Annotated in this window: 15 protein-coding genes; 5 read left to right on the forward strand and 10 right to left on the reverse strand. The window is 40.7% G+C overall.

The genetic code is table 11. The features are described 5' to 3' along the window. Positions 1-100: 100 nt before the first annotated feature. From CYG50_RS05545 to fliF, 6 genes are read right to left on the reverse strand one after another with little or no spacing between them, the layout of a single operon-like run. A complete protein-coding gene (locus tag CYG50_RS05545; protein WP_102139620.1) occupies positions 101-1,468 on the reverse strand; it encodes a flagellar hook-length control protein FliK in 1,368 nt (455 codons plus the stop codon). Further along, positions 1,469-1,912: a flagellar export protein FliJ gene (fliJ, locus tag CYG50_RS05550; protein WP_102139621.1), complete on the reverse strand. Its 444-nt coding sequence runs from the start codon at positions 1,910-1,912 to the stop codon at positions 1,469-1,471. An 11-nt stretch (positions 1,913-1,923) separates the two neighbouring features. Next, positions 1,924-3,288, reverse strand: a complete 1,365-nt coding sequence (gene fliI, locus CYG50_RS05555; RefSeq protein ID WP_102139622.1) for a flagellar protein export ATPase FliI — start codon at positions 3,286-3,288, stop codon at positions 1,924-1,926. Beyond that, a complete protein-coding gene (gene fliH, locus CYG50_RS05560; RefSeq protein ID WP_102139623.1) occupies positions 3,285-4,013 on the reverse strand; it encodes a flagellar assembly protein FliH in 729 nt (242 codons plus the stop codon). The genes fliI and fliH overlap by 4 nt, the downstream gene beginning before the upstream one ends. Continuing rightward, a complete protein-coding gene (gene fliG, locus CYG50_RS05565; protein ID WP_004255600.1) occupies positions 4,006-4,998 on the reverse strand; it encodes a flagellar motor switch protein FliG in 993 nt (330 codons plus the stop codon). Before fliG ends, fliH begins: the two co-directional genes overlap by 8 nt. After that, positions 4,995-6,680 carry a flagellar basal-body MS-ring/collar protein FliF gene (gene fliF, locus CYG50_RS05570; RefSeq protein ID WP_102139624.1) on the reverse strand — a complete coding sequence of 562 codons (1,686 nt, stop codon included), beginning with the start codon at positions 6,678-6,680 and terminating at the stop codon, positions 4,995-4,997. The genes fliG and fliF overlap by 4 nt, the downstream gene beginning before the upstream one ends. 246 nt (positions 6,681-6,926) lie before the next feature. Between fliF and fliE the strand changes: the two genes are divergently transcribed. From fliE to cspE, 3 genes are all read left to right on the forward strand, one after another. After that, positions 6,927-7,238 (forward strand): flagellar hook-basal body complex protein FliE, encoded by a 312-nt coding sequence (gene fliE, locus CYG50_RS05575; RefSeq protein ID WP_102139625.1) that lies wholly within the window; start codon positions 6,927-6,929, stop codon positions 7,236-7,238. Between the two features lie 454 nt (positions 7,239-7,692). Next, on the forward strand, positions 7,693-7,905 hold the full coding sequence (locus CYG50_RS05580; protein WP_102139631.1) for a LolA-like protein: 213 nt from the start codon (positions 7,693-7,695) through the stop codon (positions 7,903-7,905). Between the two features lie 341 nt (positions 7,906-8,246). Further along, complete coding sequence (gene cspE, locus CYG50_RS05585) at positions 8,247-8,459, forward strand: transcription antiterminator/RNA stability regulator CspE (RefSeq protein ID WP_102139626.1); 213 nt, start codon at positions 8,247-8,249, stop codon at positions 8,457-8,459. 93 nt (positions 8,460-8,552) lie between these two features. Here the strand turns inward: cspE and aes are convergent, their stop codons facing one another. Then, the gene (gene aes, locus CYG50_RS05590) at positions 8,553-9,518 is read right to left on the reverse strand and encodes an acetyl esterase (RefSeq protein ID WP_102139627.1); all 966 of its coding nucleotides are present in this window, start codon (positions 9,516-9,518) and stop codon (positions 8,553-8,555) included. 215 nt (positions 9,519-9,733) lie between these two features. Further along, on the reverse strand, positions 9,734-9,865 hold the full coding sequence (locus tag CYG50_RS05595; protein WP_004255580.1) for an entericidin A/B family lipoprotein: 132 nt from the start codon (positions 9,863-9,865) through the stop codon (positions 9,734-9,736). Between the two features lie 697 nt (positions 9,866-10,562). On the opposite strand from CYG50_RS05595, the gene tnpA reads away from it, so the two are divergent. Continuing rightward, entirely contained in the window at positions 10,563-11,021 is a 459-nt protein-coding gene (gene tnpA, locus CYG50_RS05600) for an IS200/IS605 family transposase (RefSeq protein WP_114365413.1), read from the forward strand. A gap of 107 nt (positions 11,022-11,128) precedes the next feature. Here the strand turns inward: tnpA and CYG50_RS05605 are convergent, their stop codons facing one another. Next, positions 11,129-11,596, reverse strand: a complete 468-nt coding sequence (locus CYG50_RS05605; protein ID WP_102139322.1) for a DUF1097 domain-containing protein — start codon at positions 11,594-11,596, stop codon at positions 11,129-11,131. Positions 11,597-12,082: 486 nt separating this feature from the next. On the opposite strand from CYG50_RS05605, the gene CYG50_RS05610 reads away from it, so the two are divergent. Further along, positions 12,083-12,583: a hypothetical protein gene (locus tag CYG50_RS05610; protein ID WP_102139321.1), complete on the forward strand. Its 501-nt coding sequence runs from the start codon at positions 12,083-12,085 to the stop codon at positions 12,581-12,583. Positions 12,584-12,717: 134 nt separating this feature from the next. Here CYG50_RS05610 and CYG50_RS05615 read toward each other — a convergent pair whose 3' ends face one another. Further along, complete coding sequence (locus tag CYG50_RS05615) at positions 12,718-13,635, reverse strand: YadA C-terminal domain-containing protein (protein WP_232368193.1); 918 nt, start codon at positions 13,633-13,635, stop codon at positions 12,718-12,720. Between the last annotated feature and the right edge of the window lie 34 nt (positions 13,636-13,669).

Here is a 13,669-nt window from a genome sequence, read left to right on the forward strand (position 1 = left end):
CATTATGGCTTGGTTGCCAAGAGTTAAAGGAGTGAAAAACGAAACAAAAAGGCGGTAACTCGGCGCTTTAGCTAGGAAATTACCGCATTTTGTTTATTTTTTACGCAAAAGTGTTAATACCACCTTGTCGTGATGCTGTTGTTATTGGTGAAACAGTTGTATTCGCTTCGCTAATACCAACAGCTCCCATGGATGGATGTGTTGCTTGAATTTGTCCATCGTGTTGGTGGGTACTTTGTTGCGGGTTATCTGACTGATGGTTCAAATTATCTTGACCGACAGAGCCTTGAGCTAGGTGAATGCCACTTTCTTGTAGTGCGCTACGTAGCACAGGCATCATGGACTCCATTGCGGCTCGCACATGACTATGCGGGGAGACAAAGTGTATCACGGCTTGGTTATCTTCTATACGTAAATGCACATTGAGCGAGCCTAACTCTTCTGGATGCAAACGAATTTGTGCCTGAGACACCCCTTGACGAGAGAAAAATAACATATGTTGGCTTAATTGCTGCTGCCACGCTTCGCTGCCTAATTGGCTAGCTAAATGCATAGTTGGTGTTGCCGTGGGCGCATTCATTGCAGCGGCCTGTGCGGTCGTTGCCGTTGGCATCATACTAACTGGCATAGTTGTTGTGTGCTGTGAGGATGTGGTAGTAAAAGCGCCAGTTTCAGTTTGTAGTGTAAATGCGCTTTTCGTGGTTTGGTTTAGGGCCTCGCTGGAAACATTTTGTAGGTTTAATACTGGGTCTTTATCACTCACTTTTTTATTCAATGGCATAAAATCAGCAGTTAAATTTTTGCCACGTATATCGCGTTGGTTATCAAGGGGAAAAAGAGACTGATCACGGCGTTCTTCTTTTTCATTCTTAATAAATACCCCAAGTTCAGGGCTGTCTTCTTCGCCTGCGATTTGTTGCTGTGAGCTTTCAAGGTGTTTGCCATCATCTTCATTAATGATGCCATTTGTATTATCCGTTAGATGCTGCATTTTTTGAGTAAATGCGCCTAAAACTGGATGGGATTCAGTTTTGATTGCCGTACTCGCCACCGTTTGCACTTGGCCAGTTAATGACTGTTTCAAGTTATTTAGCCATGCTTGTTTGTTGGTATCTTTGCCTGTCAATAACTCTGTATTAAGTGCAGTTTGCACGCTATCGGCACGCAAGTTACGGCTAAAGTTCAGTTGTTCAATTGTGTTTTCAGCATTTTTTTGCCCAACTTGGGTTTGTTCAACAGTTTCTTTACTCGCTATTGCCAGTTTGTTGTCAACAATGTCTTTGTTAAGCGCTTCTTCATTGACTGGTTGATTGGCGGCATTTTGTTTTTCAATCGGTTGCTGGTTATCAAGCATGGCTTGAAAGGGGAGTGCAGGGGCTTGATTTTCATCAGTGCGCGATTCATTTTGTTGTATATTGCCATTTTTAGTCGATGATGCGGCTGGCACATTCAGGGCATTGATGTCCATTTATTGAGGTCTCCGTAAAGTCGCTCGCTGAGCAAACTCGTCCATTTGTTTTTGTTCTAAGCGGTTTTGACGTTGGTATTCAGTATGTTCAGCACGTTGAATTAATGTGTCGAACGCATTGACACGCTGTTGTTTTTCTTGCCAATGACGGTTAGCTTCGCTAACGCGTTGTTCCCATAAATTTAGTTGCTGTTGCTGTTGTTCGATGGTCAGTTCCAATGTGACCAAAAATTGCTGATAATTCTGCCACTTATCCGATTCCATACCCGTATGTAAGGTTTGGTTGAGTTTTTGACGATACTCGGATTGGTAGTTTTCCAACATATTCAGTTGCTGCGCCATTTGTGTATGGGTTTGGCGCACTTGAGCTAACACCTTAGCCGCTTCTTCTGAGGCTTCGACGGCTAAGGTGAGTAATGTTGTTAAGGCATTATTTTTGGCCATTTATCCCCTCGTTATTCGTTGGGAACTACTTGAGTGAGCTGATCACATGCGGTTTGATAGTCACATCGCTCATCAATATCCTGCTGTAAAAAAGTCGACATTCGCGGATAATACTGAATTGCCGTATCTAACATGGGGTCACTGCCCATGGCGTACGCACCCACGTTAATTAAGTCTCGGTTACGTTGGTAACTGGAGGTTAACTGTTTGAAACGTTGAATTTTTCGGTAATGCTCTTTAGGAATGAGCTCCGTCATTGCTCGGCTAATGGATGCCTCGATATCAATCGCAGGGTAGTGCCCTGACTCAGCCAGTGATCGTGAAAGGACAATATGACCATCCAAAATCGCACGAGCCGAGTCGGCGATCGGGTCTTGTTGGTCATCTCCCTCAGTTAAAACGGTATAGAAGGCCGTAATTGACCCACCATTTTTCCCATTCCCCGCACGCTCAACTAAAGCAGGTAATTTGGCGAAAACAGAAGGTGGATAGCCTTTGGTTGCTGGCGGTTCACCGACGGCTAAAGCAATTTCACGTTGTGCCATACTGTACCGGGTAAGTGAGTCCATAATCAGCAACACACTTAAGCCTTTATCGCGAAAATATTCTGCGATACGAGTGGCATAAGAGGCGCCTTGCATGCGCAATAGAGGGGACACATCGGCAGGTGCAGCAACGACAACAGCACGTTTTAAGCCATCAGCCCCTAGAATATTTTCAATGAAATCTTTAACTTCACGACCACGTTCACCGATCAACCCAACCACGATAATATCGGCTTGAGTAAAGCGTGCCATCATGCCGAGTAATACACTTTTACCTACACCAGAGCCAGCGAATAGGCCCATACGTTGGCCTCGGCCAACTGTTAATAACGCATTTATTGCCCGAACACCGACATCCAATACACTGCTAATAGGTGTTCGCTCCAATGGGTTAATTGGTGGGGTAATTAAGGGGGCGCGTGTTTTTACCTCTAATGGGCCTTTTCCGTCTAATGGGTTGCCTTGGGCATCAAGCACTCTGCCTAATAATTCATTACCAATGGGGAGTAAGCGGCTGGTTTGCCCGTCATCTCCGGTTGATTGTGCATAAACACGCGCACCAGGAGCGATCCCTTCGAGGTCAGCTAATGGCATAAGTAGCATTCTTGGGCCGTTAAAACCGACGACTTCACAGACTACTTCGTCTGAGCCGCCATTAATTGAGCGCTCAATAAAACAAGTTGCCCCTAAAGGCATTTTAATGCCTTCGGCTTCCATCACTAAGCCGGTGATTTTTGTGAGGCGGCCATAACGACGCACCATCGGGATCCCTTTCATCCGCGACTCTAAATCGTCCAACGAGGCAATCCAGCGTCCCAATCGTGCAGTCATGAAAAGCTCTCCGGTGCATATAAACGGCACAACTCTTGCCAGCGTGTCGCTACTGTCATATCAATTTCACCGTCTTCTGCGACGACACGGCAACCACCGAGATGCAATTTAGGATCTGCCACTAAGCGCCAACCATTTAAGTTGAGCAGGGAACCGAGATGCTGTTCAATCAATTCAAAATGATTTGGGTTGACGTGCAGTTCAGGCTGCCCTGCAAAAATTGGCTTTTGCTGCAGTAAGTGGCTGATTTCTTCCAGCAAAGCAGTGCCATCACAAACGGTAGATTGTCCTAACACTTGCTTCGCTGCGGTTAAAGCTATCTGTAGTAGCTTTGTGGTCACCACCGTATCAAAGGTATCGAGTGAATAATTAAATTCAGACAGCAATTTTTGCCATGTTTCAATCACGGGTTGTTGCATAGCGAGCGCTTGCTCACGCCCTTGTTCTTCTCCAGCTCGCAAGCCTTGCTCAAAGCCCGCTTGGTAACCTTCTTGCTGGCCTTTTTCATGCCCTTGTTGGAAACCAGTGCGCTGAGCATCTTCTTTTATGTTATCGAGCAAGTTAATTTGCTCTAACACTTCTTTTGGCTCAAGGCACGGGACTTTTGGCGCATCAGGCTCAGGGACATCGCTTAGTGCGGGGATACCTGAGTTGAGGTCCCATTGATTAAGCTCACGCAGTTGCCAAGGTTGCCATTGGTCATTTGGAATTGTTGACTTAGACATAGACATCGTCTCCACCACCTATAGCGATTTCGCCTTTTTCGACTAAACGGCGAACGATAAGCAAAATGGCTTTTTGTTCGTTTTCCACTTGAGACATACGTACAGGAGAGCGCGATTCCAAATCGTCGCGCACGATTTCTGCAGCACGAGCGGCCATATTGTTGAGGAAGTGGTCGCGCAGAGCTTGGTTGCTGCCTTTGAGGGCAATAACCAGTGAGTCTGTCGAAACATCCTGCAAAATACGTTGAATGCTGCGGTTGTCCACCTCGATAAGGTTTTCGAATAGGAACATTTCGTCAATAATGCGTTGAGCCAGTTCACCATCGTAATCACGCATTGCATCGATAACGCTTTCTTCTTGCTGGCTTTTCATCAAGTTGATGATTTCTGCCGCAGTTCTCACGCCACCCATTTTGCTGCGTTTGAGGTTTTGGCCATCCAGTAAGTTGTTCAATACCTCGGTTAATTCCGCTAATGCAGCAGGTTGGACACCACCGAAGGTGGCGATACGTAACATAATATCGTTGCGTTGGCGCTCTTCGAATAATTCGAGGACATCCGCTGCAAGATTGCGTTTTAAGTGAACCAAAATAGTCGCGATAATTTGCGGATGTTCATCACGGATAATATCGGCAACAGTTTGGGGCTCCATATAGTTGAGGCTTTCGATCCCCGAGGTTGTTTCTTGTTTTTCAAAGATATCCTCAAGTAAGCTTGCAGCGCGTTCTTCGCCAAGTGCTTTCACCAATACAGAGCGCAGATAGTCATTCGTGTTGATATTGAGAGCCGCGAATTGGATCGCTGACTCTTCAAATTCCGTTAATACTTCTGCCAGTTCGTTATTTGAAATTTGGCGCATGTTTGACACTGCCATACTCAATTGTTGAACTTCTTTAGGATTCAGGTGCTTAAAGACTTCTGCAGCCTGATCTTCACCGAGCGTCATTAACATCACGGCACTTTTTTCTGTTCCACTTAAACTCATTGGGATTTTCCTAACCACTGACGGATAACCATTGCCACGATTTGTGGGTCTTTTTCTGCCATTTCACGTATGCGTTGGCTTTGGATTTCAGCACTAACACGTTGACGAGTCAGGCGACGGCGTGTTTGCTCATCCATTTCTTCATCAATCGCTTCATCAACCACGAGCGGAGTTTTCAGTTGCGTGGCAACAAAAACCTCAGCTTCGGCTTGGGCTTGCTGTGTCTTACGGTATTTAACCCATTGTGGTTTGATACCAAAACGCCACATAAACCAAGCAATAATGGCAATAAGCAGTATTTTTCCGTAATCCAGAAGCTGGGCAATAAATTGTGGGCTTTCAAGTAACGAAGGCACTTCTTCAATAGGTGTCTCATTGGTAAACAATGAATTCGTAATATTGAGAGAATCACCTCGTGCAGTGGAAAAACCCATTGCTTCGCGTGTTAATGCTTCAATTTGTTGCAGCATCTCTGGCGGTAATGGTTTCATTTCTGGGCCATTTTCACTGTCTTGTGAATGGTAATTGACAATAACTGCGACCGAGAGCCTATCGACGACACCAATTTGCCGTTGGGTATGACTAATTTTGCGATCTACCTCGTAATTCGTCGTTTCATCGCTTTGTGAGTTCGAAACGCTATTACGGTTATTTGCAGTTTGAGCGCCATCTTTATTGTCTTTATTGGTTTCAATTGGTGCATTTGGTGCACTAACGGGTTGATTAGAAAGCGCACCAGGCACTCCACCTGTTCCGCCATTGTTATTTTGCATACTTTGGCTGTTTTGGCGGGAACGAATAGCGGCGCTATCTGGTGTTTGGTTGGGTTTATATTCCTCTGAAGTTTGTTCAACTTTTGAGAAATCCATTTGTGCGGTGACTTGTGCGTGGATATTAGCGCGCCCTACGAGAGGGGATAGAATATCTTCGATGCGCTGTTTAAGATGGGATTCCATCTCTTTGGTCATTTTAATTTGTGCGCTGTTCGCCGATTGCTGGCTATTATCGTTATTGGTGAGTAAGCGACCCGCTTGGTCAACAATAATGACATTACTGGCTGTTAGGCCTGTTACGCTACTCGATACCATATGGACAATGGCGCTAATTTGTCCCTCATCAAGCATTCTTCCCGGTAATAAGCCAACCGTCACTGAAGCGGTTGGTAGCTTTTGCTCTCGTACAAATAATGTTGGTTTAGGAATGGCTAAATGCACCCGAGCACTTTGTACTGGGCTTAGTGATTCAATAGTTCGAGAGAGTTCACCCTCTAATGCGCGTTGGTAGTTGATTTGCTCACTAAATTGGCTGATACCAAATTGTTCTTTATCTAATAATTCAAAACCGGTATTGCCGCCTTTGGGTAAACCTGATTGAGCGAGTTTTAAACGTAATTCATGCACTTTATCTGCAGGAACTAAAATAGCGCTACCATTATCAGCAATTTGATAAGGCACATTCATCTGAGTTAGCTGGCCAACAATATCGCCACCATCTTTAGCACTTAAATTGCTAAGAAGTACACGGTAGTCAGGGCTGCGTAACCAGAGGAGAAGGGCGACAATAATTGAAACAGCCGCAGCTGCCGCAATCATTAACGGTATTTTAGGATCAGCTTTAATCCTTTCAACTATAGAGGCAAAACCCTTTTTGGCCTCCCCCGTGTCTTTAGATGCGGCACTCATAAATATTCCCTGCTTGGCAGACTACTAGACGGATGAAAATACTTTTGGTGAAACAATGTTATTTCCCTCTTCGTAACGTCACTTTTTCACTTTGCTATTATTTCTTGTTTTTGAGGGTTCTAATGACGGAATCAGCCTATAAAATTGGTGTTATTTATCGGCTTCAAGTTAAAAAGGGTGTGATAGGGTAAGCTGGCCAATATAGGTTAGTGAAAAATTCACAGTAATTAATAAGAAGAGAATCGAATGACAGTTCAAGCGATTGAAGGGGTTATTTCACAATTAAATGTCGTGGCAACCCAAGCCACTAACCCAATTAAACCAGCAATTGAGCCAGTTGGATTTGCTGACCATCTGGTTGCTTCGGTAAATCAAATTAATAAAACGCGTAATGATTCAGCGAAGCAAGTTGAAAACTTCACTTTAGGAAAGCAAGATATTTCCTTGAATGACGTGATGGTTGATATGCAAAAAGCGAGTTTAAGTTTGCAAATGGGAATTCAGGTACGTAATAAGCTGGTGGCAGCGTATCAAGAGATTATGTCTATGCCTGTGTGATTTAGCTATCAGTTTGAATATGATAAATTGATTGCCTTGCTATTACTCTTTTGGGGAAGTGGTGGGGCATTTTTATTGCCAATAATAATCAGTTCGCATATTGTAATTAGGTACTAAAGCATAGGAAGAACAGTATGAAACAAATTATTGATAAGTGTTTTGTTATGGTTTCATTCGTGATTGTTGGGTTATCATTTGTATTTGCTGGCGGGCTTCCGTTTGATCCAACTGAGAAAAACAGTCAATTATAACTATAATGGATTACAAAATTTGCAAGCTGCGTAATGCGGCTTTTTTGTTATCTTAAATCCTACTTTATATATTGTTGTGAGTCATCAATACTCATTTTATCAACGAAATATCAAAATAATAATTTAGAACACTGAAAAGTATTGGTATGATCAATAAGTACATATACTTAGTATTTTATGCGAGAAAAACACAAGCAATCATTATGAAATTAATTACCGCACTATTTTGCCTTTTTTTAATTACAGGCTGTACATTCACGCCTTCCTTTGAACCTAATAAATCAACATGGCCTAAACCACATAAAGACACCCGTTCATCGGAACAAATAAAAGCCGATAGAGAAGCGGTTCATGAACAACAGCGAGCTGTAATGAGAGGTGAAAGACCGGATTACGGTGTTTTTGATAGGTACTAAGCATGACAACGCACATTATAGTGAAATAACTAACTGCTTAATATTTATAATATTATTGGATTAAATGATATCTATATTATTTACAATTAATGCGTGAAGTATTGGTGTGGCAAATGGATTGCAAAAATAATATTTGCCATTTGGTTATAAGTGTGGCTTAATATGCTCACTGGTTTGGAAGTACAGGCCTATTTATGTTAGTCAGTTTTAAGATGTTCACCATTAAGCGTTATCTCAGATACCACTTCATTGCGAATTCCTTCTAATTAATTCCCATAAGTACCACAAGAAACAAACCGCAACATGCCTTATGGCAATTTTAAAAAATTAAAGGAAATTCTATGTCTAATACAATGACTGGTTCAGTAAAATGGTTTAACGATGATAAAGGTTTTGGCTTCATTACACCTGCAGATGGCAGCAAAGATGTATTTGTTCATTTCTCTGCAATTCAAAGCGAAAGCTTCAAAACTTTAGCAGAAGGCCAACAAGTTACATTCACCATTGAAAATGGTGCGAAAGGCCCAGCAGCAGCTAACGTTATCGTAAAATAACGATAAACTAAAAGCTAAGAATTCAAAACCTCGCCAAGTGCGAGGTTTTTTCGTTTTAACTCTGTGCTATTTTCAATAAATACTGTATGAATATCATAAAAGTTGTTTGATAAAATAATTTGCGCCATCACGAATTGCTTCATCTGAAATTTGCATCATGCGTGAGTAATGTAAGAAGGCATGTAAAGTACCTGGGTACATTTTATATTCACAAGGCATATTGTTAGTGTCGAGTGTTCGGAATAAAGCCAAGCTATCATCTAATAGTGGGTCAAATTCCGCACTAGCAATAAAGCAAGGTGGGATGCCGTAGGTTAAATCATTATTGAATAAGCAATAATAAGGCGCTTCTCTATCACCTGCTTCACCAAGATAGGCATTATCATAATTTTCTAAGTCTTCTTTTTGTAACCCATCCCATTCTCCACCATATAGCCGCCGGCTGATTGAATCCTGCAAGCCATAAAGCCCATACCACAATAAAACGGATTTAATATTAGCATTTTCTATAGTGTTATCTCGTAACCAAAGGACAGATGCAAGAGATAACATTGCGCCAGCTGAGTCACCTGCAAAGCCAGTTTGTTGCATATTGATATTATGCTGTGCGGCATTTTGTTGATAATACTGATAAACGGTGGATATTTCTTCAATGGCTTGGGGGTAGCGAGCTTCAGGGGATAATGAATAATCAACTCCGATAACGGTACAGCCTGAATATAGTGCCAGTAAGCGCATAATACGTTTGTGAGTCTGTAAATTACCTAAAATGAACCCACCGCCATGGAGATAAAATAAGGTGGCTGATGGGGATTTAATCGGCTGAAATAGTCGAGTCAAAACATTGCCATATTGAGTTGGTACTTGAATATCGTAAATATTGTGCATCATTGGTGCTTCTGCATTCCAATATTTTCTATCTTCTATATACGCTTGTCGCATTCCGTAATAGCTGGTGTCAATAGGGGAAGGGGATGGATTTTCTGCATAAAATTGCATTACAGACTGCATTTCAGGTGAAATGTGGTCTAACACATTAATTTTATTTTTCGGGTTCATTATGCTCTCCTAGCTGGATGGTTTCCATTGTAAAAGAGAGACATAATTAAGTTGTGATCCTGTTAGCCAATATTAAAATGTCCTACGTTTTAATAGAGTCGGGTTTAGGAATTTATTGGTACTTCAATTTATATACCAAGCGGTGAAACAGTCACCGGTTGGTATATATGCCAGTTTTAGTCGAGGTAGCTAATATTTAAGGATGACGGTAATCATCATTTGGCTGCTCTTTGTATGGCTTCGCCACCTGCTTCGATATCCTCACCAACACCTTTGGTGGTATTGCATGCGCTTAAAGAGAATACGACAGCTAATGAACATGCTAAAAAACAAATTTTTTTAATCATATCTTCTTCCTTTCGTTAGATTCAATTGCAGGTCATAAGATATTTCTTGTTTAAGTATAACAGAAAAATAAGAATACATTTTTAAGCCCCCATAATTTTATGGTTTGATAATGCAAATTCTACTAGTCCATCATTCTTTTTTGTCTGTACTTTTAGATTAACAAGCTAGATTATTAATTATTAAAAGTTAATTACACTAAAATTTAAAAGGTAGGGTTTTAGATATTTTTGATAAATGCGGGATGCAGAAAAATCCGAATTACATAATGTAATTAAATTAATGAATATAGGAGGGGTCGATATTTGACCAGTTACATAAGCTTGGTTAATATAAAATAGAGTTTAATCTTAGGATATTATCATTTTATTAACAATATTGTCGTTATTATATTTGTAAGTGTAAGTAAGAATACTTAAAGTGCTGTCTGATTAATTATTAGTTAAATCAAAATGTTATATCTTGCCGCTGGGGAAATTTAATGTAATATCGAATTCGTTTGAAATTCCCTTGGTTTCATTGATTTATTTAAACCGCCACATTGGCGGTTTTTTTTGTGTATAGAAAACCCCCAGCTAGGCTGGGGGTTCCGTAAAGCTTTCAGCTTTGAATAAGATATTAAAACCCCTTTTGATTTGTTAAAACACCTTGCGGTCTGGCAACTGCAAGAGTCAAACAAAAAATCAAAAGGGGGTCCCAATGGGGGACGAAAAGAGCTTAGCGCATACACGATGGAATTGTAAATATCACATTGTTTTTGCCCCAAAGTATAGAAGGCAAGTTTTCTACGGTGAAAAACGTAGGGCGATAGGTAGTATTTTAAGGAAATTGTGTGAGTGGAAAAATGTCAGGATAGTGGAGGCAGAATGTTGTGTTGACCACATACACATGCTTCTAGAAATCCCACCCAAGATGAGTGTTTCGAGCTTTATGGGGTATTTAAAAGGAAAAAGCAGTCTAATGCTTTATGAGCAATTTGGGGATTTAAAGTTTAAATATCGAAATAGAGAGTTTTGGTGCAGAGGGTACTATGTTGATACGGTAGGAAAGAATACGAAACGAATACAAGAATATATAAAACATCAGTTAGAACAGGATAAATTGGGAGAGCAATTGTCGCTCCCCTATCCGGGCAGCCCGTTTACGGGCCGTAAGTAATCCATAGATGCAAATGTCAGAGCCGTTATGCGCCTGTTAGGGCGCGGCTGGTAACAAAGCCTTATAGGCGCATATTAAAAACCTCCGGCTATGCCGGAGGATATTTATTAGCCTTTATCCGATGAGAACTTTTCAAATAGCCAAAGTCCACTCTTCTTCATTGCAAAACCAAATAACACACCGATGAGTAATGATTGAATAGTCACCAACCAAGCACCTTCAGTGGCAAAAATAGTACAGGTACCGACAAACGTACCGGGTATATAAGAAAGCCACTGTTTTTTCGCTTGTATACACATCAAAAAGGCAACTATACCGGTAACAAAATACCCTACAAAGTGAGGTAATTGTTGCAGGTAGTCACCGCTATGCAGGATCACTAAACCCCAAAATACGCCGCTACAAACAGTTAATGTGGTCACACCTAGGCCTTTAAGCCCATTTTTAGGGTAAGCGAAATAAGCCGTACAGCCTAAAAAGCCTGCCCAGCCGATTAACCCTAAGCTATCTGCAACCCAAGCCCATACTCCAGAGAGAATGGCGGTTGTTAAAGAAAGACAAAATAGTAATTTCACAATATATACTTTACGTTATGGTTATTTATTAATAATACTGTTAATAAATGATTATCTGTAGCCTGTTCATCAGTGACAAAACCATCAGTGACAAAAACCGAGCTGCTACAAAATCAATTCATCATAAAGTGAAGTTGTAACGATTCAGCTATATTATTATTCGAGAGCCTTCTAGGGGTTTTAGGTATTGCTAGAGGGGTAACTGATTAATAATATGATGGTTATCTGTAACTGTCGTGACTCTGGGGCTGTATAAAGCAGAGCATTGTATAGAGTCAGCGGAAATCTGGCAATGAGTATACGCTGAATTATATGTTTTAACTTTATCTTATTGATAATGATTAATTATATGTGAATCTCGTGTTAAACAAATCACTTGAAATTTGAAAATCAATTTGTGAGTGAGTTACTGGTTGACGGTTTTTTTACTTTAATTTAACCCCTTCCCCCTGTAGCATAAAGTAAATTGGCGAGTGAGGTGAGAGTATGAAATGGATGATAGCTGGGGCTGCTGCGCTGTTGTTGATTGGGTGTGATGATACATCGACCGCACTATTTGGCTTAAACTGGGGTCAAAGTATGGATAGCATCAGCTTTATTAAGGCGGGGGATTGCCAAGTAAGTGGCAGTAAAACTGTTTGCACTTTTGGGCAACAAAAGCCGTTTAATGATTGGAGCTATGAAAACCAACTCACTTTTGATGGCGGTGTACTCATTCAAGTTGCAACCACACTTGTTGGGGTCGAGGATTATGCTTCACCCAAACCCGATTTTGCTAACTTTCAACAAAAGCTAGAAAATGAAATGGGCTATTTGACAAAACTGGGCTTTAACTCGCAAATTGCCAGTGAAGTTCTCACTCAATGCCAGTCTGAAACCAGCTGTAATAAAGTGAGTGAGTCATCGAACACGCGTATCGGCATGTCTAACCTTTGGGTTACTATTAACTCAACACCAATCGCGATTGTGACTTATCACCAAGGTTAATTTCAACTCAGAGATTGTTAATTTAGATATTGGCCGATTAAGGCAATTAAAAATAGTACCAATATATCATTGGTACTATTGGTTAATGTTATATAAATAATTTATAAAGTTATATGAAAATAGGCGTTAGAGAGTTACCAACCGAAGGCGACACCCGCTCCGATAACGGCAGCATCTGAATTATTCCAAGAAACAGAACTACGTAAGTTGATATTTTCTTTTAGTTGATATTGAGCCCCGGCAGCGATCGCTGAGCCATTTTTGTAATTCCCCACGCCAACCCCGGCACTAAAGCGGGTATTTGTTGCGTAAGGGATATTGCTCATTGCTGCAACGGATGCAATACCCGCATTTGCTTCTTGGGCACGCTTATCTATTTTGCTATCAAGCTGGCTGACTCCATGGTCAAATTTATTTTCTAACTTTGTGAATTTAAGTTCGTTCGCTTTTTGCGTTTTTGCGGCATCACTTTTTAGGGTCTTGATTGACGAGGTATTTCCAACGACTTTTCTATCGAGATCCTGAATGTTAGTATTTAATTGTTCAGTGACTTGGTCGGCTGCATTTACACCAATTAATGCACCTTGCACATATAATTCGACTTCTTTTAATTTTGAGTCAAATGCATGGTGTTTTTTTTCTCTATCTTTGTTTATTGAGGTAACTTGGTCATTAATTAAATCAGTGTTACTTTGTATTTTTTCAGCGTTTACATTGTAATAATCAAGTATAGAATTATCTACGGTATCTCGTAAATTTGCTAACTCGTTTCGTATATTCGTAGTTTCTGATTTAAGCCTATTGTTATTATTTTTCTTTAATCTATTAATGCTATTATTAAAACTTGAGTCCATCAGGCTTATTTGGTTATCAATATTATTGATTCTTTCATTAATACCAACAATGCTTTTAACGTTGTTTTTGATGTCATATGCGTTGATATCACTTAATGTTGGTGCGGGCTTTGAAAATGAAGTGTTGGCTGCTGCATTATAAGATAAACCGCTGAGTAATATAGCCACTAAGTGACGAGCTAATGCTTTCTTTTCCATGTGTTAATTTCCGTATTATTTAAATTATTATCTA

The organism is Providencia huaxiensis (assembly GCF_002843235.3).
Taxonomy (GTDB): domain Bacteria; phylum Pseudomonadota; class Gammaproteobacteria; order Enterobacterales; family Enterobacteriaceae; genus Providencia; species Providencia huaxiensis.

Coding starts and splice junctions, on each gene's coding strand:
- CYG50_RS05545 (WP_102139620.1), bottom strand. CDS start 1,468: ATGGACATCAATGCCCTGAATGTGCCAGCCGCATCATCGACTAAAAAT.
- fliJ (WP_102139621.1), bottom strand. CDS start 1,912: ATGGCCAAAAATAATGCCTTAACAACATTACTCACCTTAGCCGTCGAA.
- fliI (WP_102139622.1), bottom strand. CDS start 3,288: ATGACTGCACGATTGGGACGCTGGATTGCCTCGTTGGACGATTTAGAG.
- fliH (WP_102139623.1), bottom strand. CDS start 4,013: ATGTCTAAGTCAACAATTCCAAATGACCAATGGCAACCTTGGCAACTG.
- fliG (WP_004255600.1), bottom strand. CDS start 4,998: ATGAGTTTAAGTGGAACAGAAAAAAGTGCCGTGATGTTAATGACGCTC.
- fliF (WP_102139624.1), bottom strand. CDS start 6,680: ATGAGTGCCGCATCTAAAGACACGGGGGAGGCCAAAAAGGGTTTTGCC.
- fliE (WP_102139625.1), top strand. CDS start 6,927: ATGACAGTTCAAGCGATTGAAGGGGTTATTTCACAATTAAATGTCGTG.
- CYG50_RS05580 (WP_102139631.1), top strand. CDS start 7,693: ATGAAATTAATTACCGCACTATTTTGCCTTTTTTTAATTACAGGCTGT.
- cspE (WP_102139626.1), top strand. CDS start 8,247: ATGTCTAATACAATGACTGGTTCAGTAAAATGGTTTAACGATGATAAA.
- aes (WP_102139627.1), bottom strand. CDS start 9,518: ATGAACCCGAAAAATAAAATTAATGTGTTAGACCACATTTCACCTGAA.
- CYG50_RS05595 (WP_004255580.1), bottom strand. CDS start 9,865: ATGATTAAAAAAATTTGTTTTTTAGCATGTTCATTAGCTGTCGTATTC.
- tnpA (WP_114365413.1), top strand. CDS start 10,563: ATGGGGGACGAAAAGAGCTTAGCGCATACACGATGGAATTGTAAATAT.
- CYG50_RS05610 (WP_102139321.1), top strand. CDS start 12,083: ATGAAATGGATGATAGCTGGGGCTGCTGCGCTGTTGTTGATTGGGTGT.
- CYG50_RS05615 (WP_232368193.1), bottom strand. CDS start 13,635: ATGGAAAAGAAAGCATTAGCTCGTCACTTAGTGGCTATATTACTCAGC.